The organism is Pseudomonas ekonensis (assembly GCF_019145435.1).
Taxonomy (GTDB): Bacteria; Pseudomonadota; Gammaproteobacteria; order Pseudomonadales; family Pseudomonadaceae; genus Aquipseudomonas; species Aquipseudomonas ekonensis.
The window spans coordinates 1,042,539-1,064,145 of sequence record NZ_JAHSTS010000002.1; the positions used below are offsets into that span (position 1 = coordinate 1,042,539).

Sequence of the window (21,607 nt, forward strand, 5' to 3'; positions counted from 1 at the left end):
GAATAGTCTGACAGGACGTGTCTGAAGTCTCAGTCCTTGGCCAGCACCCCGTCGATCACCGCGCCGCGGCATCCGGCGAACAGGTCCAGGTCATGCCGGTAGACATTGCTCTGCACTTCCAGCAGGCCGAGCATCGAGTGGAACAGGTTGTCCTGACTCAGGGGCTTGTCGCGGCTCAATTGCAGGCAATGGGTGTCGACCGAGTAGGCCTTCTGGTAGCTGTCGGAGAACCAGGCCAGCATCGCCACGTGCTTTTGCTGTTCCGGCGCCAGCATGTACGGCGTGCCGTGCAGGAACAGGTTGTACTCGCCCAGGGACTCGCCGTGGTCGGACAGGTACAGCATCGCGGTGTCGACCTTGTCCTGGTTGCTGCGCAGCACATCGATCAGGCTCGACAGCACATGGTCGGTGTAGACCAGCGTGTTGTCGTAGCCGTTGACGATGCTTTCGCGGCTGCAATTGTTCAGGGCGTTGCTTTCGCACACCGGGGTGAAGTGCTCGTATTCCTTGGGGTAACGCTTGAAGTATTCCGGCCCGTGGCTGCCCATCTGGTGCAGCACCAGCACGGTGTCCTTGTCCAGGCGGTCGATGAAGCCCTGCAAGCCTTGCAGGAGGATTTCGTCGCGGCACTCGCTGTTCGCGCACAGCGCCGGGTCTTTCAGGTTGCTGACGTCCTGCACGGTGACCCGGTCGCAGGTGCCCTTGCAGCCGGACTGGTTGTCGCGCCAGATCACCTCCAGGCCGGCGCGCTTGAGCACGTCCAGCAACCCTTCCTGGTTCTTCGCCTTGCTGGCGTCGTAGTCCTGGCGGCCCATGTCGGAGAACATGCACGGCACCGACACGGCGGTTTCGGTGCCGCACGAGTGCACGTCGGTGAAGGCGATCAGGCCGGCTTCCTTGTCCAGTTTCGGCGTGGTGTCCCGGTCGTAGCCGAGGATGCCGAAGTTCTCCGCCCGGGCGCTCTCGCCCACCACCAGCACGGTCAGCGACTTGCGCGGACGGTCCTGCACGGCCGGACTGCGCCGGGCGTCTTCGCCGATCTTGACGAACGGCTGCTGCGCCGAGGCGACCTGTTCGCGCAGATAACCGGCCGAGGCGCCGATGTAGTTGCTCGGCACCAGCATCAGGCGCAGTTCATGGTGATTGCGGAACAACGATGACAAGCCCTGATAGTTGGCCAGCGCCACCCCGCCGATGACCGCCGCCGAGGCGACGCACACGATAACTTTGCTCAACAGTTCCCGGTGCCACTTTCGGTAGTTGACCGGAACTTTCCACAACAGCCAGGTCGGTAAGACCCCGAGCAGGAGAATATAAACAAACAACTTCAAGGACAGCAGGTCGCGAACTTCCGTGGCATTGGTTTCGGCGAAGTTGCGAAACATGCCCGCATCAATCAATACGCCATATTGGCTCATGAAGTAGGCCACGCCGGCGCTGACCAGAAACATCAGGCTCAGCAGCGGCTTCATCACCGGCCGGAACGCCAGCAGCGTCAGCACGATGTTGTAGGCCGCGAAAATCATGACGCCGAAGGCGATGCGCATGGCGATGCCTTTGCCGTCCGCCGACGTGATGTCGGACAGGTGCTGCCAGAGCACGCCATTGAATCCGAGCAAAAGAAAGGCACTGGCCAACAACGTCACCCATTCCGGGCGCACGGCTTTTAACTTCAGCATAAAGAGGGGCATTTCCTGAAAGAAGCGCTGTGACCAATTGTGAAAATTTCATTGATCAAGGCGGAACAAACTTTAAGCAGGCAACCATCAATTTTTTGTGAAAAAGAAGCCAACGAATGGTTGGCCTGATGTATTTGAGAATAGTTCGTTCACAGGTTTTGCCCGGACGGTGTGGCGCCATCGCTGGCACAACCGACACCTGTGGTGACCGCCACGCCGTGATATCGACTTTTCAAATGCCACCGCAGACTTTCTGATTTGCCCGTCCGCAGGCCCCGCGCGCCTAATCGACCGCCTCCCGTCCTAAGGTTCGTCAATGGAAAGCGTGCGCACCACAACCACCCGTCCTGCCGCCTGGCTGATGCTCGGCATCGTGCTGGTCGCCCTCAACCTGCGCCCGTCGATGGCGGCGGTCGGCCCCTTGCTGTCGGCCATCCGCAGCGACATCCCGCTGAGCTTCAGCCTCGCGTCCCTGTTGACCATGCTGCCGGTGACGGCGATGGGGCTGGCGATGTTCTTCGGCCTGGGCATCAGCCGGCGCCTGGGCGAACGGCGCACGGTGCTGCTGTCGTTGCTGGTCATCGGCCTGGCAAGCTTGTCGCGGCTGTTCCTCGATTCGGCGCCGCCGCTGATCGCCAGTGCGGTGCTCGCCGGGATCGGCATCGCGCTGATTCAGGCCCTGATGCCGGCGCTGATCAAATCGCACTTTCCCGACCACGTCGCGCTGTGCATGGGGCTGTACGTCACCTCGATCATGGGCGGCGCCGCGCTGGCCGCCTCGCTCGCGCCGCTGGTGCTGCTGCACGGCGGCAGCTGGCGCGAAGGGCTGGCGCTCTGGTCGGCCTTGGCGCTGTTCGCCGCAATGGCGTGGCAGATGCAAGGTGCGGGGTCGTCTCCCGTCGCGGCGGCGAAGGCCGGGAGGGAATCCTTTTTCTCCAATGCCCGCGCCTGGTGGCTGGCGCTCTTCTTCGGCCTCGGCACGGCGTCCTACACCTGCGTGCTGGCCTGGCTGGCGCCGTACTGCATGGAGCAAGGCTTCAGTGAGCAGCACGCCGGCCTGGTGCTGGGTTTCCTCACCGCCATGGAGGTGGTCGCCGGCCTGGCGGTGCCCGCCATCGCCAACCGCAGCCGTGACCGGCGAGGAGTGCTCGGCGGGCTGCTCGTGCTGATCATCGCCGGCTTCTGCGGCCTGATCCTCAGCCCGCACCACCTGGGCCTGCTGTGGCCCTGCCTGCTGGGCCTGGGCATCGGCGGCCTGTTTCCCATGAGCCTGATCGTGTCCCTGGATCACCTCGACGACCCGCAACGGGCCGGCGGCCTGACCGCGTTCGTGCAAGGGATCGGCTACCTGATCGCCGGCCTGTCGCCGTTGCTGGCCGGGTTCATCCGCGACCGCTCGGGCAGCTTCGAGGGCGCCTGGTGGTCACTGACCGCCGTGATGGCGCTGATGCTGCTGATGGTGCTGCGCTTCGACCCCAAACATTACGCCCGCCACATCCGTTGAGCGTGCCTTGAGCCCGCCTGCGGGGAAGGCCTCTGGCCATCTTTTACGGGTTTACTTCGGCACGTCGTGTTGCTGGAACTTTCTGTCCCACAACTGACCGTAAAATGTCCTACAGGGGTTTTTCCTGGCACCATCGTTCCGTTAGGATCGTCCGCACACGTTTGCGCGGATCGGCGCAAGGAGCACTGCAGGACGGAACGGATGCTGAACAGTAACTTGCTTAGAAAGCTCGACATGCAGGATCTCATGGTGTTCGTCGCCGTGTACGAGCAAAGCAGTGTCACCGACGTGTCGGAGGCGCTGTTCGTCAGCCAGTCCACCGTCAGTTACTGCCTGAAGAAACTGCGCACCAGCTTCGAAGACGAACTCTTCATCAACACCCGCACGGGCATGCGGCCGACCTACAAGGCCGACGGCATGTACAGCCATGTGCAGAAGATCCTCGAAAGCATCAACCTGTGCCACGCCGGCCCCCCGGTGTTCGATCCGACGGCCCAGGCGGTCACCTTCAACATCTGCGCGCCGGAGTACTTCGAGCAACTGATCCTGCCGCGGATGCTCAAGCGCTTCGACTTCGACGATTTGCCGGTGATGGTCAACATGCACAAGTTCGAGACCGACGTGCCCGCCGACGAGCTGCGCGACGGCAGCCTCGACCTGGTGATCTGCTTCGGCCCGCACTTTCACCGCCAGCACGCCGACCTGAAGTCGCGCATGCTGCTGGAGGACGACCTGGTCTGCGTCTTCGACAAGCGCGCCACGCCCCTGGAGCCGCGCCTGAGCCTCAAGGCCTTCACCGAACGCCGGCACGTGTTCCCCACGCCGTGGATGTCCACCACCAACATGGTCGACGGCTGGCTGGCGCGCCAGGCGCAGAAGCGCCAGATCGTCGCCCGCTCCAACAGCTACAGCGCGGCGCTGAAGATGATCACCGGCACCGACTTCATCCTCACCCTGCCCCGGCGCATCCAGCGCCTGCTGACCAACGACGCGGTGTTCAACCACTGCGAGGCGCCCAACGGCCTGCCCGGCTTCACCCTCGACATGCAGTGGAGCCGCAACGCCGACCAGGACAGCGCCAACCTCTGGCTGCGCGAGCAGGTCATCAAGACCTGCTCGGAGCTGGAGGCCGCCTGAGCCTCACACGCCGATGGCGGTCTTGGTGTAGGACTCGCGGTCGATGTCCAGCAGCTCCACGCACAGCTGCACGTCGACCCCGGCCGGCCACTCGCACAGGTCCTGCAGCGCCGCCAGCAGGCTTTCCGACAACTGCCGCTTGATCTGCGGCGAACGCCCGCTGAGCAGCGCCAGCTTCACATGGACGAAGGCCCGCTCGCCCGGCGCGGTGCCGACCCTGAACGTCTCGACCTTCACCGCACGGCTCTTGATGTCGTACTCCGCGGCGAACTGACCGGAAGCCACCAGGGTGTTGTTGAGCCGGATCAGCGCCAGGTCGGCGTTCAGTTGCGGCAGGTTGGCGGTGTATTCCAGGTGCAGGTGCGGCATGGGGGAGAACTCCAGTCATTGGGCGCAAAGGCCGTACATATATCACTAATCCCTGTGGAGCGGGCTCGCGCCTACAGGTGCTGCGGTGTCGGTCAGGTCGCGGGGCGTTCGCTCATCAGCGCCTCAAGGCGCGAGCGCAGCCAGCGCTCGGCCGGGTCGCTGTCCACATGGCTGAGCCAGACCATCGACAGGTCCAGGGTCGGCGTCTTGAACGGGAACGGTTCCTTGAACAGCAGCCCCGAGGCGGCCATTGCGTCGGCCGTGTAGTCCGGCAGGCTGGCGATCAGGTCGGTGCCGGCCAGCAGCGCCGGCAACGCGCTGTACTGCGGCACCGACAGTACCACCTGACGGGTGCGGCCGATGTCCGCCAGCCACTCGTCGGCGTAGCCGCTGACGTTGGCGGTGTGGGACACCAGCACGTGCGGGCGGGCGCAATACTCATCGAGGGTCAGCGGCGTGGCGCTGGCGTCGGCCCGCAGGACGCTCGGCTGGATGTGCCGCAACAGCTTGCGCTTGGCGTTGGCCGGCAAGCCGCGGGTCTGGCTGATGCCGACGGTGATGTCGCCCGAGGCCAGCAGGTCGGGGATCCGCCAGTAGTCGACATGCTGCACCACGAACACCACGTTCGGCGCCTCCTGGCGCAGGGTGCGCAGCGCCGGCGGCAGCAAGCCGAACTCGACGTCGTCGGACAGGCCGATGCGAAAGGTCATGGTGCTGACGGCGGGATCGAAATCGCGGGTCAGGCTCAGGGCCACCGAGAGCGCGTCCAGCGCCGGCTTGAGGTGGCGGAAGATGTCTTCGGCCCGGGCCGTCGGCTCCATGCGGTGACCGACGCGGATGAACAGCGGATCGTTGAGTATCGTGCGCAAGCGGTTGAGCGCCGAACTGATGGTCGGCTGGCCGAGGAACAGCTTCTCGGCGGCGCGGGTCACGTTGCGTTCGAGCATCAGCGTCTCGAACACCACCATCAGGTTGATGTCGGCCTTGCGCAGTTCATTTCGGTTCATCCTTCACCCCCGTCCCCAGATGGCGGCAGTGTAGAAAGGCATGGGGGGCGCCGTCCATCGAAACGGCGCGGCGGCAGGCCTGACGCCCGCAGGTCATCGGTACGTCCAGACGTTGTGCAGCACGAACGTGAAGGCAGGCACCGTCAGCGCCACCGCCGCGACGCCCAGCAGATAGTGCAGGCCGGCAACCTGCGCCGACCAGGCCACGAACACCGCCAACAGAAACCCGCCCGCCGACACCGACATGAAGCGCAGCAGGGTCTTGCCGTGCAACCTTGCGGAGAAGCTCCAGGCCGTGTTGACCGCATACGACACCACCGTCGCCATGGCGAAGGCCACGCCGTTGGCCACCGGCGGACGGGGGCTGACGAAGCGGATGATCAGCACCGCCACCAACGCATGCAGCGCCGTGACGAACAGCCCGGTCACGGCGAAACGCAGGCCGCGGCGGATCAGGGCGGACCGGTCGGCGACCGTCACGGTTTGCGCGCCAGCACGAACACGCTCAGGCCGGCCAGGCGATTGATGCCCATCAGGGGCAATTCGAGCCTGCACATCGCTTTGAGCAGCGCATTGACGAAAGCAGAGTGACGCTTGAGCTGCGAGCGCGGCACCGAACGTGCGGCCAGCAGACGCGACGCCAGCGCGAACGGAAACACCGCACCGAAACCGTAGGCGCCCCGCTCCACTTGCAGGCCCGCAGCGGCGGCCAAGGCCTCGCACCGTCCCAGGGTGTAGCGGCGCTTGTGGCCCAGAAAATCGTCGTGCCCGCTCCACATGAACGCAAAGGCCGGCACCGTCATCAGAAAGCGACTGCCGGACGGGACTTGGTCGATGCAGGCCCGAAGCAGGCCGAGGTCGTCATCGACGTGCTCCAGCACATCCATCAGCAACACGAGGTCGGCGTCCACGGGCCCGAGGGCGCGGCGGTAATGCACCGGTTTGCCGGCGCTCTCCCCACTGCAATCGGCGGGGTAGCCGGTGTCCACGCACCAGGCTTCGCACGCGGCGGTGCAGGCCAGCAGATGGCGGGAAAAGAACCCTGAACCGGCGCCGACATCGAGAATCCGCCTGACCGGCGCATCCCCCAGCATCCGGCGGATCGCCGCGGCCTTGGTGCAGTAGTACCAATGCTCACCGATGCGGTCGCCGAGGATGTCGGCTTCCTTGAGGTCCATGCATCAGTCCTTGGGTTCGTAGATGCGGCGCACCAGGAACACCGGCCGGTGCTTCGCTTCGATGTAGGTGCGGCCCAGGTACTCGCCGAGCACCCCGATGCCGATCAGTTGCAGGCCGCCGAGAAACGTCACGGCGACCATCAGCGAGGCATAGCCGGGCAAGTCGACGCCGTAGATCAGCGTCCGCGTCACGATGAACATCGCGATGCCAAAGGACACCAGCGACACCGCCGCGCCCAGGTAGGTCCAGATCCGCAGCGGCTCGGTGCTGAAACTGGTGATGCCCTCCAGGGCGAAATTCCACAGCCGCCAGCCGTTGAACTTGCTCTTGCCCGCCGCACGCTCCGGCCGCTCGTAATCGACATGGGTGGTGCGGAACCCGACCCAGGCGAACAGCCCCTTCATGAAGCGCCTCGACTCCGGCAGGGTCAGCAGCGCGTCCACCACGCAGCGGTCCATCAGGCGGAAGTCGCCGACGTTCTCCGGCAGGGGCTGCTCGGCGATCCTGTTGTGCAGGCGGTAGAACCAGTTGGCGGAGGTCTGCTTGGCCCAGGAATCGTTGCGGCGGCTGATGCGGTGGCCCAGCACCATCTCATAGCCTTCCCGCCAGCGGGCGACCATCTGCAGGATGACTTCGGGCGGGTCCTGCAGGTCGACGTCGATCGGCACCACGATCCGCCCCGTGGCGGTCTGCAGGCCGGCGGACAGCGCCGCCTCCTTGCCGAAGTTGCGGCTCAGGTCGACGATGCGGATCCGCGGGTCGTCCATCTGATGACGCAACAGCCGATCCAGCGTCGCATCGGTGCTGCCGTCATTGACGAACACCAGCTCTAGCCCGATCTGCGCCTCGCGCGCGAAGACCTGCCCGATGCGCACAAGAAAGCCGTCGAGGCTGTCTTCCTCGTTGAACACGGGGATCACCAGCGACAACGTCACCGGCCCCGCAGCGTGCATCCCGAGCGGTTGATTCACGGGCCTGCTCTTCTCTTGGCGTGTTGACCGGTTGCCGAACCGGGATCGAATACCTTGAGCCGCACTTCATTAAGCAGCACCGCCCCAGGCGGCGCAAGAATCGGGCGACGGCATCGCACCTCGCCCGGAGCCGGTTCGTGCGCCCGGGCCTTGCTCACACATCTCCCAACGATTGGAAACAAATGCCCGATAGCCAAAAAAGCCAGCTCCGCTAGGCTTGCGTCGGTGCGTCACAGCGTGTCGCAATATCCCTATCGCATGGAGCGAACTGAATGTATTTCGAGATCTACAGACAATCCAAAGGCACCCTGAGCACCGGCAAGGGCCAATGGCGCTGGCGGCTGAGGGCCGGGAACCACGAAACCGTCGCCAGCGGGGAGTCCTATGTGAACAAGGCCGACTGCCTGCACGTGATCGAACTGATCAAAGGCGTGCACGCAGAGACGCCGGTCAAGGAGATCTGACGCCGGCAAAGGCCGCCGCAGCTGCCGCCCCCGGCGGTTTCGGCGGCCCATGGCTCAGAAGCGCTCCACCACTTGCTTGAAGGGGTAATTCGTTTCCCGATAGCCTCCCGGCTTTTGCCGCTTGGGCAAGACGACCTTTTCCCGGGGCACCTCTTTATAGGGAATGCGGCTGAGCAGGTCGGAAATGATGTTCAGGCGCGCCCGTCGCTTGTCGTTCGAGTCGGCCACCAGCCATGGCGCGTAGCCGGTGTCGGTGGCTTCGATCATCTCATCGCGGGCCCTGGAGTAGTCGTACCAACGGCTGTAGGACTTCAGATCCATGGGCGAAAGCTTCCAGATCTTGCGCCCGTCGGTGATGCGCTCTTCAAGCCGGCGGGTCTGCTCCTCCTGGCTGACGTTCAGCCAGTACTTGAGCAGGATCACCCCCGAATCGACGATGGCCCGCTCCACCAGCGGCACGGTCTGGAGAAACTTCTCCACCTGCTTGTCGGTGCAAAAGCCCATCACCCGCTCGACCCCGGCGCGGTTGTACCAACTGCGGTCGAAGATCACCACCTCACCGCCCGCCGGCAGATACGGCAGGTAGCGCTGGATGTACATCTGGCTCTTTTCGCGGTCGGTCGGCGCCGGCAGCGCGATCACGCGGAACACCCGCGGGCTCACCCGGTCGGTGATCGCCTTGATCGTCCCGCCCTTCCCCGCCCCGTCACGCCCCTCGAAAATGATGCAGACCTTGATGCCGTTGGCCGTCACCCACTCCTGCATCTTCACCAGTTCGACATGCAGACGACGCAGCTCGGCCAGGTAGTCCTTGCTCGACAGCTTGGTCTTTTCGGTCGTCTTGCCTTTTTCGCCGTCCTTCTTCTTGCCTTTCGCCATGGCCAAACCTCACGGATTGAAATGGCTGCCGGAAGAGACCGGCGGCCCATGACCCTGAACCGGAAAGTTTAGCCAGTTATCGCGAAACGCAAGCCCGCGTTCGGCCGGCTTTCTTCGGCGCAAACAAAAAGCCCCGTAGCTTCTCAGCTACGGGGCTTTTCGAATAATGGCGGAGAGATAGGGATTCGAACCCTAGGTACCCGCGAAGGTACAACGGATTTCGAATCCGTCCCATTCGGCCACTCTGGCATCTCTCCAACGGCGCGCATCATAACAACACTTTTGCCGGAAGCGAACCCCCTGACGCAAATTTTTTCCGTGCTATCAGATGCTTGCGTCGGTTAAAGCGGTACGCCCAGACGGTGGGCCACTTCTTCGTAGGCTTCGATGACGTCACCGAGGCCCTGGCGGAAGCGGTCCTTGTCCATTTTTTTCTTGGTGTCCTTGTCCCACAGACGGCAGCCGTCCGGGCTGAATTCGTCGCCCAGGACGATGGAGCCGTCGCTGAACACACCGAATTCCAGTTTGAAGTCCACCAGCAGCAGGCCGGCGTCGTCGAACAGTTTGCTCAGGACGTCGTTGACCTTCAGGGACAGTTCCTTCATGCGCACCAGTTGCTCGGCAGTGCCCCAGCCGAACGCCACGACGTGGGATTCGTTGATGAACGGATCGCCCTTGGCGTCGTCCTTCAGGAACAGCTCGAAGGTGTAAGGGTTGAGCTTCATGCCCTCTTCGACGCCCAGGCGCTTGACCAGGCTGCCGGCGGCGTAGTTACGCACGACGCACTCGACCGGGATCATGTCGAGTTTCTTCACCAGGCACTCGTTGTCGCCCAGCAGCTTGTCGAATTGGGTCGGGATGCCGGCCGCTTCGAGCTTCTGCATGATGAAGGCGTTGAACTTGTTGTTCACCATGCCCTTGCGGTCGAGCTGTTCGATGCGCTTGCCGTCGAACGCCGAGGTGTCGTTGCGAAACAGCAGGATCAGGCGGTCGGCGTCGTCGGTCTTGTAAACCGATTTGGCTTTGCCGCGGTAGAGTTCTTCACGTTTTTCCATGATGGGCTCCGCTTGCTAAATAGGTGGGCTAGGCGATGTGGCGCCAGTCGAGCCCTGAATCTTGATCGGCCAGTTGCAGCCAGTCCGGGTCGCACCCGAGGGTGTCGACGAAACATTGCCGGGCCAGCTGCGGCAGGTTGTTCTTGCTGCTCAGATGGGCCAGGACCAGGTGTTGCAGGCCTTGCCAGCCCAACTCGGCCACCAGGAATGCCGCCTGATGGTTGTTCAGGTGTCCCCGCTCGCCGCCCACCCGTTGCTTGAGAAAGTACGGGTAGTGACCGCGGGCCAGCAAATCGCGGCAATGGTTGGCCTCGATCATCAACGCATCGAGATCCCGGTAGCCGTCCAGCACCTGTTCGCAGTACGAGCCCAGGTCGGTCAGCAGGCCGAAGCGCCGCTCGCCGTCGCTGAACACATACTGGGTCGGCTCCTGCGCATCATGGGCCACGGCAATGGCGTGGATGCTCAGGGCGCCGATCTGCAACCGCTCGCCGCCGGCGACGAAACCGGTGGCGTCAATCGGCTTGCGCATCCCGCGCAAGGTGCCGCGGCTCAGATAGACAGGCAGATTGTAGCGCCGAGACAGCAAACCCACGCCATGCACGTGGTCGGCATGTTCGTGGGTCACGAGTATCGCGCTCAGTTGCGCCGGGTTCACACCCAGGCGCAACAGGCGTTTTTCGGTTTCCCGCAGGGAGAAGCCACAATCCACCAGCACCACCGTATCGGCGCTGGCGACCAGCGTGCCGTTCCCTTGGCTACCGCTGCCGAGAACGGCGAAACGCATCGGATCAGCCCAGGTTGTCCTGAATCACGCTCAACACCTTGCGGGCCACTTCGGCCGGCGCCACGGTGTTGATGTTCTTCTCGACGGTCACCTGGACGTTCTCGCCCACCTTGCTCAGGCGAACCTGATAGCGCTCGGCGCGGGCTTCGACTTCTTCCTTGTCAGGCTTGCTGCCGAACAGGCTGCTGAAGAAACCGGGCTTGTCGTCTTTCTTCTCGGCCTTTTCGGCCAGGTTGATGTAGTACAGGCCCAGGCTGCGGTTGATGTCCTCCACACGCCATTCGCCTTGCTCCAGCGCACGGCCGACGCTCGACCAGGCGCGGTCGAGGTCGCTGCCGACGTTGAGCACCGGGTTGCCGCTGCCGTCTTCGCTGAGGCTGACGCGGCTCGGCGCATCGAAATCGCGGGAAGCCAGCATCGACACGGAACCGCCCTTCTCGGAGGTACGGCTCATGCTCGCCAGCATGTCGTCGACCAGCGCCGCGTCCAGGCCGGTGTTGACCGAACGGTTGGTGAACGCCACGTCGGCGGTGCTGCCGGCAGGACGCTCGGCGCTGACCACGTAGACTTCACTGGTGTTGCGCTGCACGCCCGGCTCGATGCGCACCCGCACGCGGGTTTCGCTGTCGGCGCCGACGCCGGCCGCGCTCAGGCGCTTGGCCATGGAGGCGGACAGCTCATCGGAATGCTGCCAGGTGGTGGTGAACTCGCCGGTCTGCGGACGCTGCTCGTCCAGACGGAAACCGTTGTCCTGGAAGAACTGCACGGCGACCGGCCAGACTTCGGCCGGCGGATGCTGGGCCATCACCCAGCGCGAATCGCCGCTCTTCTGCAGCGAGTAGTCACCGGCGTCGGCGATGGCCGACAGCGGTTGCGGACGAGGAACCACGTACTCGCCTTTTGCGGTGTCGTCAGCCACGTTGCGCGGGATCGGCAACAGCGGATCCAGACGCTTGGAGGTGCTGACACCCGACGGCAGTTGCATCGGCGCGGTCTGTTGCGCCTGCAGGTAGTCGCTGCCACGGTCACGGAAATAACCTTCCGGGCCCCAGATCCATCCACAGCCGCTGGTGCTGGAGATAATCAAGGCAAGTGCGGAAAGTCCGGCCATTCGCTTCATGCGTTGTACTTCCTCAATTAAACCAGGACGCCGCACTGGCGCAGGGCCGAGCGCAGCGTTTCATGACAAGGAGCGCTCAGCCAGGTCAGCGGCAGGCGGATGCCTTCGTGCATCAGGCCCATTTCAGCCAAAGCCCACTTCACCGGGATCGGGTTGGCTTCGATGAACAGGTCCTTGTGCAGCGGCATCAGTTTTTCGTTGATGGCCCGCGCCTTCTCGGCGTTGCCTTCCAGCGCGGCCTCGCACAGGTCGGCCATTTCGCGCGGGGCGACGTTGGCGGTGACGGAGATGTTGCCCTTGCCGCCCATCAGGATCAGTTCGACGGCGGTCGGATCATCGCCGGACAGCACGATGAAGTCCTTGCTCACGCCATCTAGGATCGCCTTGGCGCGCTTGAGGTCGCCGGTGGCTTCCTTGATGCCGATGATGTTCGGCACGGTGGAGAGGCGGATCACGGTCTCGGCCTGCATGTCGCAGGAGGTGCGGCCGGGAACGTTGTAGAGGATCTGCGGGATGTCGACCGCTTCGGCGATGTGCTTGAAGTGCTGGTACAGGCCTTCCTGGGTCGGCTTGTTGTAGTACGGCACCACCAGCAGGCAGGCGTCGGCGCCGGCCTCTTTGGCGTTGCGGGTCAGTTCGACGGCTTCACGGGTCGAGTTGGCGCCGGTGCCGGCGATCACCGGGATGCGGCCGGCGACCTGCTTGACCACGGCTTTGATGACGGCAATGTGTTCTTCGACGTCAAGGGTCGCCGACTCGCCGGTGGTGCCGACCGCGACGATGGCATGGGTGCCGTTCTTGAGGTGGAAGTCCACGAGTTTGCTGAGGCTGTCCCAGTCTAGACGCCCTTGTGCATCCATGGGTGTGACCAATGCCACCATACTGCCCGCAATCATGAAACCGCTCCTGCCGGAAAAAGAGAGCGGTAATGGTACTGGCGCCAACATGCTTGCACAAGCGAAGTACTGCGCTGCCGCCATTCCCCTTGGCGCCGCTTTTCGCTACCCTTCAGGCTTTGATCGGTACAGATCGGCTCGCATGCCGGGTTCCAGCCTCCCGAATCGGCCCTCCGGGCCCCGTTCCAGCGTCGCCGCCGGACGCTCCCGCCACGGCGGACGCCGACGAAGCACGTTGCCGGGGCCTTGCGCACAGGCCTGTTCAGGCACTTCCCGACAGTCGATGCCCTCTAATGACTACCGACCGCTCATCGCTTTAGGAACGCTGCATGTCCACCCCCACAGTTCGCGAACAATTCCTTGTCATCAGTGCCCTCGGCGCCAACCCCATGGAGCTGACCAACGTGCTGTGCCGCGCCAGTCATGAAAACCGCTGCGCCGTGGTCACCTCGCGCCTGACCCGCCACGGCGAGTGCAGTGCGCTGGTGCTCGAGATCTCGGGCAGCTGGGACGGCCTGGCCCGCCTCGAGAGCAGCCTGCCGGCCCTGGCCAAGCGCCATGCCTTCACCGTCAACGTCGTGCGCAGCGCAGCCCTGGAAAACCGCCCTCAGGCCTTGCCGTACGTGGCCTACGTCAGCTCGGCCTACCGCTCCGACATCATCAGCGAGCTGTGCCAGTTCTTCGTCGACCACAACATCGACCTGGAAAACCTGACCTGCGACACCTACCAGGCTCCGCAGACCGGCGGCACCATGCTCAACGCCACGTTCACCGTGACCCTGCCGGCCGGCACCCAGATCAGCTGGCTGCGCGACCAGTTCCTGGACTTCGCCGACGCGATGAACCTGGACGCGCTGATCGAACCGTGGCGCCCACAGAACCCAATGTAAGAAGGAAGCTTTCATGGCCGTTGTGATCGACCGACCGGTCGCCGATTTCGAAGCCCCCGCCACCAGCGGGAAAACCGTCAGCCTCGCGGGCCTCAAGGGCAAGCAGGTGGTGATCTACTTCTATCCGAAGGACAGCACCCCCGGCTGCACCACCGAAGGCCAGGGCTTTCGCGACCAGTACGCCGCGTTCCAGGCCGCCGACACGGAAATCTTCGGGGTTTCCCGCGACGGCCTGAAGTCCCACGAAAACTTCAAGTGCAAGCAGGAATTCCCGTTCGAGCTGATCAGCGACAAGGACGAGGCCGTCTGCCAGCTCTTCGACGTGATCAAGCTGAAGAAGCTGTACGGCAAGGAATACATGGGCGTGGATCGCAGCACGTTCCTCATCGACAAGAACGGCGTGCTGCGTCAGGAATGGCGCGGCGTGAAGGTGCCGGGGCATGTGGACGAGGTTCTGGCGGCGGCGCAGGCCCTGAACAAGGCCTGATGCCTTTGTGGCGCCCTCCCGGGCGCCATCACGACGTTCGCTACAGCAGCGGCGCCACCACCGGCTCCTTGCGCGGCCAGGCATCCAGCACAGCCTTGAACAACGTCGCCAGGGGAATCGCGAAGAACACGCCCCAGAACCCCCACAACCCGCCGAACAACAGCACCGCGCAGATGATCGCCACCGGGTGCAGGTTGACCGCTTCGGAAAACAGCAACGGCACCAGCACGTTGCCGTCCAGGGTCTGAATGATCCCGTACACCGCCATCAGGTAAATGAACTGGTCGCTCCAGCCCCACTGGAACAGCGCGATCAGCAGCACCGGCACGGTCACCACCACCGCCCCGACATACGGCACCACCACCGACACGCCCACCAGCAAGGCCAGCAGCGCGGCGTAGTTGAGGCCCAGCGCAACGAAGGCGATGTACGTCACCCCGCCGCAGATCACGATCTCGATGACCTTGCCGCGGATGTAGTTGGCGATCTGCCGGTTCATTTCCTGGGCGACCCGGGTGATCAGCGCCCGCTCCCGCGGCAAATAGCCGCGCACCCATTCGCCGATCATCGCCCGGTCCTTGAGGAAGAAGAACACCAGGATCGGCACCAGCACCAGGTAGATCATGACGTTCACCAGCAGCGGCAGGCTCGACAGCGAGAACGTCAGCGCCCATTGGCCGAACTTGCCGATCTCGCCCCGCGCCGCCTCGATGGCCTGCAGCACCTGCTCGTCGGAAACCAGATGCGGATAGCGCTCGGGCAGCAGCAACAGCAGCGACTGCCATTTGGCGAGCATGCCCGGCAATTCGTTGAACAGCGTGATCAACTGATGCCAGAGCAGCGGCAGCACCACCACGATGAACACCATCAGCACGCCCATGAACAGCGCGAACACCAGCCCTACCGCCGCACCGCCGGGCATGCGCAGCCGTTCGAGGGTGACCACCAGGCCCTGCATCAGGTAAGCCAGCACCATCCCCGCCAGCACCGGCGCGAGCATGCCGCCCAGGGTGAGCACCGCCGTGAAGGCGAGAAACAGCAGCACCGCCAGCACCACCGCCTCTTCATCGGAAAAGTAGCGCTGAACCCAGTCGCGTAACACTTTGAACATCAATATTCCTTAGGTCTTGAACGCTGTCGGTTTCAGGCTTTTTTCAACCAGTAACGGTAGACGCCCGCCTCGTCTTCTTCGCGCAGCAGCGTATGACCGGCCAATTTGGCAAAGGTGCGGAAATCACGCTGGGAACCGGCGTCCGTGGCGATCACCTTGAGCACCGCGCCGCTGGGCAGCTTGTTGAGCTCCATCTTGGCCTTGAGCAACGGCAACGGGCAATTCAGGCCGCTGGCGTCCAGTTCGCGGTCATGGGCTACAGCGTCGTTCATGCGTCACTCCGGATCAGGTGGGTCAGGCCGCCTAGAATATCTGGTCGCAGGCCCGGTGTCCGGCTACAGTAAGGTCTTTGTCGACTAAGGCTTTGTGCATGACTTTTCTGCGCCCTACCCTGCTGACGCTCGCTTGCCTGCTCGCCTCGCCGGGCTTCGCCGACGATCTGCCGTCACTCGGTGATGCCAGCTCTGCCATTGTCTCGCCGCAACAGGAATACCAACTGGGCCGCGCCTGGCTGGCCCTGCTGCGCAGCCAGGTTTCCCAACTGAACGATCCGCAGCTCAAGGACTACGTCGAGTCCAGCGTCTACAAGCTGGTGGAGACCAGCCAGGTCAGCGACCGGCGCCTGGAGTTCATCCTGATCAACAGCCCGCAGCTCAACGCCTTCGCCGCGCCCGGCGGTGTGGTCGGGGTCAACGGCGGCCTGTTCCTCAACGCACAGACCGAAGGCGAGTACGCCTCGGTGCTGGCCCACGAACTGGCGCACTTGTCCCAACGCCACTTCGCCCGGGGCGTCGAAGCCTCCCAGCGGATGCAGGTGCCGATGATGGCCGCCCTGCTGGCCGGCATCGTGATCGCGGCCGCCGGCGGCGGGGATGCCGGCATTGCGACCATCGCCGGCACCCAGGCGGCGGCGATCCAGTCGCAACGCACCTTCTCGCGCCAGAACGAGCAGGAAGCCGACCGCATCGGCATCCTCAACCTGGAAAAGGCCGGCTACGACCCGCGCTCGATGCCGACCATGTTCGAGCGCCTGATGCGTCAGTACCGCTTCGACGCCAAGCCGCCGGAATTCCTGCTGACCCACCCGGTCACCGAATCGCGGATCGCCGACACCCGCAACCGCGCCGAACAGGCCAAGCCCGGCGGCATCGAGGACAGCCTGCGCTATCAGTTGATCCGAGCCCGGGTGCAGTTGATCTACGAAGAGACCCCGGGGCTGGGCGCCAAGCGCTTCCGAGCGCAGTTGGACGAAAACCCGAAAAGCGATGTGGCGCGCTACGGCCTGGCCATTGCCCAGATCAAGGGCGGCCAGTTGAATGACGCCCGCGAGAACCTCAAGCAGTTGCTGGCCAAGTCCCCGAACGAACTGATCTACAACCTGGCCCAGGTCGACCTCGACATCACCAACAACCGCCTGCCCGATGCCCAGGCACGGGTCGACCGGCTGCTCACGCAGTTTCCCGGCAATTACCCGCTGAACCAGGTGCGGGTCGACCTCCTGCTCAAGCAGAACCGCGCCGCCGATGCGGAAAAGGCCCTGGACAGCCTGCTCAAGTCGCGCCCGGACGATCCGGACGTGTGGTATCAGGTGGCCGAGACCCGCGGCCTATCGGGCAACATCATCGGCCTGCACCAGGCCCGCGCCGAGTATTTCGCCCTCGTGGGCGATTACCGGCAGGCGATCCAGCAACTGGACTTCGCCAAGCGCAAGGCCGGCAACAATTTCCCGCTGTCGTCGCGCATCGATGCCCGTCAGCGCGAACTGATGGAACAGGAGCGCATGATCAAGGACATGATGGGCTGAAGCTGCCCCCCGGCCACAAACTGCGGGCATAAAAAAACCGCCTCTTTCGAGGCGGTTTTCTATTGGATCGACTACCTGATCACTCGGCCAGCTTGAAGGTGATGAAGCTGGCGCGTCCCTGACGCAGCACCCGCATCGACACCGAGCGGTTCTTCGGCAACGCCTTGGCGATCTCGGCGAACTCCTTGGCGGAGCCGATGGCCTGGTTGTTCAGGTGGGTGATGATGTCGCCCGGCTGCAGGCCGATCAGCGCCGCAGGGCCGTCCTGGACTTCCTTGATGACCACGCCGCCCTTGAGGTCGTAGGTTTTCTTCTGCTCGGCGCTCAGCTCACCGACCGATACGCCCAGACGGTTGCTGGTGCTCTCGACACCGGACTTCGGCAGCACGTCCGTGTCCTTGTCCTCATCGGGAATCGCACCGACGGTCAGCTCGACGTTCTTGCGCTTGCCGTCGCGGATCACTTCCAGATTGGCCTTGGCACCCGCCTTCAGCGCGCCGACCAGATGCGGCAGGTCGGCGGACATGACGATCGGCTGGCCGTTCATGCTCAGGATCACGTCGCCCACTTGCAGGCCACCCTTGGCGGCAGGGCCGTCATCCTGGATCTGGGCCACCAGCGCACCGGCCGGCTTCTCCAGGCCGAACGATTCGGCCAGATCCTTGTTCACTTCCTGGATGACCACGCCCAGCCAGCCACGGCTCACCTTGCCACCGCTCTTGAGCTGATTGGAGACATCCATCGCAACGTCGATCGGAATGGCGAACGACACGCCCATGAAGCCGCCGGAGCGGGTGTAGATCTGCGAGTTGATGCCGACCACTTCACCGTTCAGGTTGAACAGCGGGCCACCGGAGTTGCCCGGGTTGATCGGCACGTCGGTCTGGATGAACGGCACGTAGTTTTCGTTCGGCAGGCTGCGGCCGACGGCGCTGACGATGCCTTGGGTCACGGTGTGGTCGAAGCCGAACGGCGAACCGATCGCCACCACCCACTGGCCGGCTTTCAGATCCTGGGACTTGCCGAGCTTGAGCACCGGCAGATCCTTGCCGTCGATTTTCAGCAGAGCCACGTCGGAGCGCGGGTCGGTGCCGATCAGCTTGGCTTTCATTTCGCTGCGGTCGGCGAGGCGGACGAGGATTTCGTCGGCGTCGGCGATCACATGGTTGTTGGTCAGGATGTAGCCGTCGGACGAGATGATGAAGCCCGAACCCAGCGACTGGGCTTCACGCTGACGGTCGCCGCGGGGCGAACGCTGCTGCGGCGGCATGCCCCGCTCGAAGAACTCGCGCAGCATCGGCGGCAAGCCTTCCAGGTCCGGCATCTGCTGGTTCACCTTGCGGTCGGGCAGCTTCTGCGTGGTGCTGATGTTCACCACCGCAGGCGAGGCCTGCTCGACCAACTGGGTGAAATCAGGCAGCTCGGCCGCCTGGACGGCGGGCACGGCCTGACTGAGCACCAGCACGGTGGCGAGAATGGAGAGATAGGACTTCAAGCTAGGTATCGACATACAGCTCCCGTTACGACGAGCAGGGTTAAGCGATATGGAGCAAGGAACACCGGAAACTGCGGGCCGGCATTTTTGTTCCGGGAACGACAGACAAGGCCAGAGCCGAGAGGCTCTGACCTATAGAAAAAAATCGGGTGTTTTGCAAATGAAAATGCTCAGCAAACATTTCTGCATCTCGACGAGGCAGCGCAAACAGCCTGGCCGGAATCGGCTTATTGCTTGCTGGTTGCGGCGCCATCATTGCGCATCGACAAGGCAATTCGTTCGGCGGTGCCGATCGGAATCTCACCGACCACGGTCACCATCATTTCACCCTCGGGCGTGGTCAGGCGACGGGACACCGCAACGGTCGGGCCGAGTTGCGTCCGGGTGTCCGTGACCGTGGCGCCGTTGAGCGGCTCCAGGAACACCGAGAAGCGCGCCAAGCCATCGTCGTACATCAGACTGCTGACCTGGGTCTTGGTCTCCGGATCCTTGCGGGAAGTGCTGCTGGTCAGCTCGAAGCCCGGCGGCAGCCAGTCCGAGTGCCAGACCTGGGCGGCCTTGACGGCGGACGCCTTGTCGCTGTCCAGAGCAACGGCACGGCAGTCGGGCCCTGCTTGCAGATCGTTGTCGGAAGGGATTTCAGTGGTATCGAGGCGGGTGAACTGGAAACGCTCGAGCAACTGGCCTTTGTCGTTGAGCAGGAGCGACTTGAGGGGCAGGCCCGTCTGCTTGTCCAGATGCAGTTCGAAACCGTAGCGGTGCTGATCGCGAGGCGTCAGCGAAACGATCACCGCTTCGCGCCCGGCCACGCGCGACTTGCCGATGACGGCAAGTTCGTACCAATTCTTGAGTTTTTGAGGATCGAGGGGGCGGGCGGCGGAATTCGGAGAGTCCCCCAGCCCCGCAATCAGTGCGCCACTGACACATTGGGTCCGTCCATCCACCCGCACCACTTCCTGCGCCGATCCGTCAAGCTGAAGCAGACGCTCGCGAACCTGGCCGTTCTGGACGCGATGCCAGATGGTATGGGTAGAGAAACTACCGTTACGCTCGTAGACGAAAGTGCCGTGAAAGCTCTGCTGCTGTTCGGCCTGTCCCAGACGGGTCAACCAGTCCTGGGCGTCGTCGGCATGGGCTGGAACGATGAACCAGCCGCCAAGCAGAAGCGAGAGTAGCGGTATGGCGCGCATGATCCTCCTTAACGGTTTTCCAGACTGGCTGCACGCGCGTAAGGCAGTGCGCTTTCAGTTCCCTTGAGTGCGGCCTGCTGGGCATGCTGGCGCAGATAGCCTGGCAGACGCTGGTCGTGCCAGCCTGGCTGGCCTTGCAGAACGCCGTTGGCCATCGGGCCGGTGGCTTCCGAGCTCTCATTGTAGCCTGCCAAAACCGCCGGGCCCTTGACTTGAGGCACGGCCAACGTCGGTTGGCTGGACTGCTGAGCCAGTTCCACGCCAGCGATTTCGTCGTGGTTGTACAGGCGCACGCCGGCCAGCACGGCCACGGTCACCGACGCCGCGACAGCCAGACGGCCGAGATTGCGCCACGGACCGCGGGAGACCTTGGCCGGTGCCGTCTCGTCTTCCAGCGCAGCAGAGACCGCCGCAGCGAGATCCAGACGCGGAAGCAGCAGATCCTTGTGCATGGCTGCCCGAGCGATCTGGTAGCGAGCCCAGGTTTCACGGGTTTCAACATCGTCCAGTGCATTGAGCACCCGACGCAATTCCAATTCGTCCGCTTCGTTATCCATCACTGCGGACAGCGATTCCTGCAGGGCTTCCCGACTCATGGCGTTCCTCTCTTGGCTGTCGCCGCTGTCTTTAGTTTTCCTGCAACAACGGCTGCAGGGCTTTGTCGATGGCCTCCCGGGCGCGGAAGATCCGGGAGCGCACGGTACCCACCGGACATTGCATGACGCTCGCAATGTCCTCATAACTCAGACCGTCGAACTCGCGCAGCGTCAACGCAGTGCGCAAATCTTCCGGCAGTTGCTGAATGGTTCGATGGACGGTGCCTTCGATCTCATCCCGCAGCAATGCGCGTTCTGGCGATTCGAGATCCTTGAGGCCATGGTCGCCGTCGTAGAACTCTGCGTCTTCGGAACTGACATCGCTATCCGGCGGCCTGCGGCCGCGTGAAACCAGATAGTTCTTCGCCGTGTTGATGGCGATGCGGTAAAGCCACGTATAGAACGCACTGTCTCCGCGAAAGTTGCCAAGCGCTCGGAACGCCTTGATGAAGGCTTCTTGCGCAACGTCCTGGGCCTCATGGGTGTCGTGCACGAAACGCACGATCAACCCGAGAATTTTGTGCTGATACTTCAGCACCAGCAGATCGAACGCCCGCTTGTCGCCACGCTGAACGCGCTCGACCAGCTGCTGATCCTCTTCCTGGGTTAGCATGAACACTCCTCGATGAGCTCGGAGGAGGCTTGCATAACCAAACGACCGGACTTGCAAACATAGACTCGGGCTTTTCGCAAAAGTTCTCCCCCTCCAAGCAAGTTTCCTGCGGGGCTCTGATTAGGCACGCACGAAAAACGCAGCGCGGAATGAACCGGCTGCGCGAATAATCTTGTCATCGGTCCGCCGGCAGGAACCCGACCTCAGGTTCCGCTTCGAAGCCGACACTGTCCCTTGTCTCAGGCACCTGTCTATTGATCTTGGGCCCTTGGCAAAAGTTCCAAATATTTATAGCCGCGCCATACCGACATTGGGCGACCATGAGCGGAAAAAGTGTGTTTCATCCCCGATACAGCCGTCTTTTTGCAATGTCT

General features: G+C 63.4%; 23 protein-coding genes and 1 tRNA gene. 6 read left to right on the plus strand and 18 right to left on the minus strand.

The annotated features are described in order from the left end of the window. Window positions 1-29: 29 nt before the first annotated feature. On the minus strand, window positions 30-1,679 hold the full coding sequence (locus KVG96_RS17715; protein WP_217893256.1) for a phosphoethanolamine transferase: 1,650 nt from the start codon (window positions 1,677-1,679) through the stop codon (window positions 30-32). Window positions 1,680-1,995: 316 nt separating this feature from the next. On the opposite strand from KVG96_RS17715, the gene KVG96_RS17720 reads away from it, so the two are divergent. Then, on the plus strand, window positions 1,996-3,183 hold the full coding sequence (locus tag KVG96_RS17720) for a cyanate transporter (protein WP_217893257.1): 1,188 nt from the start codon (window positions 1,996-1,998) through the stop codon (window positions 3,181-3,183). A gap of 201 nt (window positions 3,184-3,384) precedes the next feature. Continuing rightward, window positions 3,385-4,320 carry a LysR family transcriptional regulator gene (locus tag KVG96_RS17725; protein WP_085585087.1) on the plus strand — a complete coding sequence of 312 codons (936 nt, stop codon included), beginning with the start codon at window positions 3,385-3,387 and terminating at the stop codon, window positions 4,318-4,320. Between the two features lie 3 nt (window positions 4,321-4,323). Here the strand turns inward: KVG96_RS17725 and KVG96_RS17730 are convergent, their stop codons facing one another. From KVG96_RS17730 to KVG96_RS17750, 5 genes are all read right to left on the minus strand, one after another. Then, window positions 4,324-4,689 carry a 5-carboxymethyl-2-hydroxymuconate Delta-isomerase gene (locus tag KVG96_RS17730; protein ID WP_085585089.1) on the minus strand — a complete coding sequence of 122 codons (366 nt, stop codon included), beginning with the start codon at window positions 4,687-4,689 and terminating at the stop codon, window positions 4,324-4,326. A gap of 92 nt (window positions 4,690-4,781) precedes the next feature. After that, complete coding sequence (locus KVG96_RS17735) at window positions 4,782-5,696, minus strand: LysR family transcriptional regulator (RefSeq protein WP_217893258.1); 915 nt, start codon at window positions 5,694-5,696, stop codon at window positions 4,782-4,784. A 93-nt stretch (window positions 5,697-5,789) separates the two neighbouring features. Then, window positions 5,790-6,176, minus strand: coding sequence for a GtrA family protein (locus KVG96_RS17740; RefSeq protein ID WP_217893259.1), 387 nt, complete (start codon window positions 6,174-6,176; stop codon window positions 5,790-5,792). After that, window positions 6,173-6,874: a class I SAM-dependent methyltransferase gene (locus KVG96_RS17745; protein WP_217893260.1), complete on the minus strand. Its 702-nt coding sequence runs from the start codon at window positions 6,872-6,874 to the stop codon at window positions 6,173-6,175. Before KVG96_RS17745 ends, KVG96_RS17740 begins: the two co-directional genes overlap by 4 nt. 3 nt (window positions 6,875-6,877) lie before the next feature. Next, window positions 6,878-7,828 carry a glycosyltransferase family 2 protein gene (locus KVG96_RS17750; protein WP_217894245.1) on the minus strand — a complete coding sequence of 317 codons (951 nt, stop codon included), beginning with the start codon at window positions 7,826-7,828 and terminating at the stop codon, window positions 6,878-6,880. Between the two features lie 290 nt (window positions 7,829-8,118). On the opposite strand from KVG96_RS17750, the gene KVG96_RS17755 reads away from it, so the two are divergent. After that, window positions 8,119-8,310 (plus strand): YegP family protein, encoded by a 192-nt coding sequence (locus KVG96_RS17755; protein WP_085585099.1) that lies wholly within the window; start codon window positions 8,119-8,121, stop codon window positions 8,308-8,310. Between the two features lie 54 nt (window positions 8,311-8,364). Here the strand turns inward: KVG96_RS17755 and ppk2 are convergent, their stop codons facing one another. The 6 genes from ppk2 to dapA all read right to left on the minus strand — a co-directional run bounded on the left by ppk2 (window position 8,365) and on the right by dapA (window position 13,047). Continuing rightward, window positions 8,365-9,189, minus strand: a complete 825-nt coding sequence (gene ppk2, locus KVG96_RS17760; RefSeq protein ID WP_217893261.1) for a polyphosphate kinase 2 — start codon at window positions 9,187-9,189, stop codon at window positions 8,365-8,367. A gap of 167 nt (window positions 9,190-9,356) precedes the next feature. Next, a tRNA-Ser gene (locus KVG96_RS17765) sits at window positions 9,357-9,446 on the minus strand. 84 nt (window positions 9,447-9,530) lie between these two features. Next, window positions 9,531-10,244 carry a phosphoribosylaminoimidazolesuccinocarboxamide synthase gene (gene purC, locus KVG96_RS17770; protein ID WP_085585103.1) on the minus strand — a complete coding sequence of 238 codons (714 nt, stop codon included), beginning with the start codon at window positions 10,242-10,244 and terminating at the stop codon, window positions 9,531-9,533. A gap of 28 nt (window positions 10,245-10,272) precedes the next feature. Further along, the gene (locus KVG96_RS17775) at window positions 10,273-11,031 is read right to left on the minus strand and encodes an MBL fold metallo-hydrolase (protein ID WP_217893262.1); all 759 of its coding nucleotides are present in this window, start codon (window positions 11,029-11,031) and stop codon (window positions 10,273-10,275) included. A gap of 4 nt (window positions 11,032-11,035) precedes the next feature. Next, window positions 11,036-12,151, minus strand: a complete 1,116-nt coding sequence (gene bamC, locus KVG96_RS17780; RefSeq protein WP_085637200.1) for an NlpB/DapX family lipoprotein — start codon at window positions 12,149-12,151, stop codon at window positions 11,036-11,038. A gap of 17 nt (window positions 12,152-12,168) precedes the next feature. Next, on the minus strand, window positions 12,169-13,047 hold the full coding sequence (gene dapA / locus KVG96_RS17785; RefSeq protein WP_085585109.1) for a 4-hydroxy-tetrahydrodipicolinate synthase: 879 nt from the start codon (window positions 13,045-13,047) through the stop codon (window positions 12,169-12,171). Window positions 13,048-13,376: 329 nt separating this feature from the next. Between dapA and KVG96_RS17790 the strand changes: the two genes are divergently transcribed. Continuing rightward, the gene (locus tag KVG96_RS17790) at window positions 13,377-13,937 is read left to right on the plus strand and encodes a glycine cleavage system transcriptional repressor (protein WP_217893263.1); all 561 of its coding nucleotides are present in this window, start codon (window positions 13,377-13,379) and stop codon (window positions 13,935-13,937) included. 13 nt (window positions 13,938-13,950) lie between these two features. Continuing rightward, on the plus strand, window positions 13,951-14,424 hold the full coding sequence (locus tag KVG96_RS17795; protein ID WP_085585115.1) for a peroxiredoxin: 474 nt from the start codon (window positions 13,951-13,953) through the stop codon (window positions 14,422-14,424). A gap of 40 nt (window positions 14,425-14,464) precedes the next feature. Here KVG96_RS17795 and KVG96_RS17800 read toward each other — a convergent pair whose 3' ends face one another. Next, window positions 14,465-15,535 carry an AI-2E family transporter gene (locus KVG96_RS17800; RefSeq protein WP_085585117.1) on the minus strand — a complete coding sequence of 357 codons (1,071 nt, stop codon included), beginning with the start codon at window positions 15,533-15,535 and terminating at the stop codon, window positions 14,465-14,467. A 32-nt stretch (window positions 15,536-15,567) separates the two neighbouring features. Next, a complete protein-coding gene (locus KVG96_RS17805; protein WP_085585119.1) occupies window positions 15,568-15,807 on the minus strand; it encodes a sulfurtransferase TusA family protein in 240 nt (79 codons plus the stop codon). Between the two features lie 98 nt (window positions 15,808-15,905). On the opposite strand from KVG96_RS17805, the gene KVG96_RS17810 reads away from it, so the two are divergent. Continuing rightward, window positions 15,906-17,339 carry a M48 family metalloprotease gene (locus tag KVG96_RS17810; protein ID WP_217893264.1) on the plus strand — a complete coding sequence of 478 codons (1,434 nt, stop codon included), beginning with the start codon at window positions 15,906-15,908 and terminating at the stop codon, window positions 17,337-17,339. Between the two features lie 79 nt (window positions 17,340-17,418). Here the strand turns inward: KVG96_RS17810 and KVG96_RS17815 are convergent, their stop codons facing one another. The 4 genes from KVG96_RS17815 to rpoE all read right to left on the minus strand — a co-directional run bounded on the left by KVG96_RS17815 (window position 17,419) and on the right by rpoE (window position 21,233). Next, window positions 17,419-18,849 (minus strand): DegQ family serine endoprotease, encoded by a 1,431-nt coding sequence (locus KVG96_RS17815; RefSeq protein WP_217893265.1) that lies wholly within the window; start codon window positions 18,847-18,849, stop codon window positions 17,419-17,421. Between the two features lie 212 nt (window positions 18,850-19,061). Beyond that, entirely contained in the window at window positions 19,062-20,024 is a 963-nt protein-coding gene (locus tag KVG96_RS17820; protein ID WP_217893266.1) for a MucB/RseB C-terminal domain-containing protein, read from the minus strand. A gap of 8 nt (window positions 20,025-20,032) precedes the next feature. Beyond that, window positions 20,033-20,620, minus strand: a complete 588-nt coding sequence (locus tag KVG96_RS17825) for a sigma-E factor negative regulatory protein (protein ID WP_217893267.1) — start codon at window positions 20,618-20,620, stop codon at window positions 20,033-20,035. A 31-nt stretch (window positions 20,621-20,651) separates the two neighbouring features. Then, window positions 20,652-21,233 carry an RNA polymerase sigma factor RpoE/AlgU gene (gene rpoE, locus KVG96_RS17830; RefSeq protein ID WP_085585129.1) on the minus strand — a complete coding sequence of 194 codons (582 nt, stop codon included), beginning with the start codon at window positions 21,231-21,233 and terminating at the stop codon, window positions 20,652-20,654. Window positions 21,234-21,607 lie beyond the last annotated feature (374 nt).

Bases quoted from the DNA above. Each gene is read 5' to 3' on its own strand.
- KVG96_RS17825 (WP_217893267.1), bottom strand. From the start codon at position 20,620: ATGAGTCGGGAAGCCCTGCAGGAATCGCTGTCCGCAGTGATGGATAAC.
- dapA (WP_085585109.1), bottom strand. From the start codon at position 13,047: ATGATTGCGGGCAGTATGGTGGCATTGGTCACACCCATGGATGCACAA.
- KVG96_RS17745 (WP_217893260.1), bottom strand. From the start codon at position 6,874: ATGGACCTCAAGGAAGCCGACATCCTCGGCGACCGCATCGGTGAGCAT.
- KVG96_RS17790 (WP_217893263.1), top strand. From the start codon at position 13,377: ATGTCCACCCCCACAGTTCGCGAACAATTCCTTGTCATCAGTGCCCTC.
- KVG96_RS17725 (WP_085585087.1), top strand. From the start codon at position 3,385: ATGCTGAACAGTAACTTGCTTAGAAAGCTCGACATGCAGGATCTCATG.
- bamC (WP_085637200.1), bottom strand. From the start codon at position 12,151: ATGAAGCGAATGGCCGGACTTTCCGCACTTGCCTTGATTATCTCCAGC.
- KVG96_RS17755 (WP_085585099.1), top strand. From the start codon at position 8,119: ATGTATTTCGAGATCTACAGACAATCCAAAGGCACCCTGAGCACCGGC.
- KVG96_RS17815 (WP_217893265.1), bottom strand. From the start codon at position 18,849: ATGTCGATACCTAGCTTGAAGTCCTATCTCTCCATTCTCGCCACCGTG.
- KVG96_RS17750 (WP_217894245.1), bottom strand. From the start codon at position 7,828: ATGCACGCTGCGGGGCCGGTGACGTTGTCGCTGGTGATCCCCGTGTTC.
- KVG96_RS17805 (WP_085585119.1), bottom strand. From the start codon at position 15,807: ATGAACGACGCTGTAGCCCATGACCGCGAACTGGACGCCAGCGGCCTG.
- KVG96_RS17795 (WP_085585115.1), top strand. From the start codon at position 13,951: ATGGCCGTTGTGATCGACCGACCGGTCGCCGATTTCGAAGCCCCCGCC.
- KVG96_RS17820 (WP_217893266.1), bottom strand. From the start codon at position 20,024: ATGCGCGCCATACCGCTACTCTCGCTTCTGCTTGGCGGCTGGTTCATC.
- KVG96_RS17735 (WP_217893258.1), bottom strand. From the start codon at position 5,696: ATGAACCGAAATGAACTGCGCAAGGCCGACATCAACCTGATGGTGGTG.
- KVG96_RS17810 (WP_217893264.1), top strand. From the start codon at position 15,906: ATGACTTTTCTGCGCCCTACCCTGCTGACGCTCGCTTGCCTGCTCGCC.
- KVG96_RS17720 (WP_217893257.1), top strand. From the start codon at position 1,996: ATGGAAAGCGTGCGCACCACAACCACCCGTCCTGCCGCCTGGCTGATG.
- KVG96_RS17730 (WP_085585089.1), bottom strand. From the start codon at position 4,689: ATGCCGCACCTGCACCTGGAATACACCGCCAACCTGCCGCAACTGAAC.
- rpoE (WP_085585129.1), bottom strand. From the start codon at position 21,233: ATGCTAACCCAGGAAGAGGATCAGCAGCTGGTCGAGCGCGTTCAGCGT.
- KVG96_RS17775 (WP_217893262.1), bottom strand. From the start codon at position 11,031: ATGCGTTTCGCCGTTCTCGGCAGCGGTAGCCAAGGGAACGGCACGCTG.
- ppk2 (WP_217893261.1), bottom strand. From the start codon at position 9,189: ATGGCGAAAGGCAAGAAGAAGGACGGCGAAAAAGGCAAGACGACCGAA.
- purC (WP_085585103.1), bottom strand. From the start codon at position 10,244: ATGGAAAAACGTGAAGAACTCTACCGCGGCAAAGCCAAATCGGTTTAC.
- KVG96_RS17715 (WP_217893256.1), bottom strand. From the start codon at position 1,679: ATGCTGAAGTTAAAAGCCGTGCGCCCGGAATGGGTGACGTTGTTGGCC.
- KVG96_RS17800 (WP_085585117.1), bottom strand. From the start codon at position 15,535: ATGTTCAAAGTGTTACGCGACTGGGTTCAGCGCTACTTTTCCGATGAA.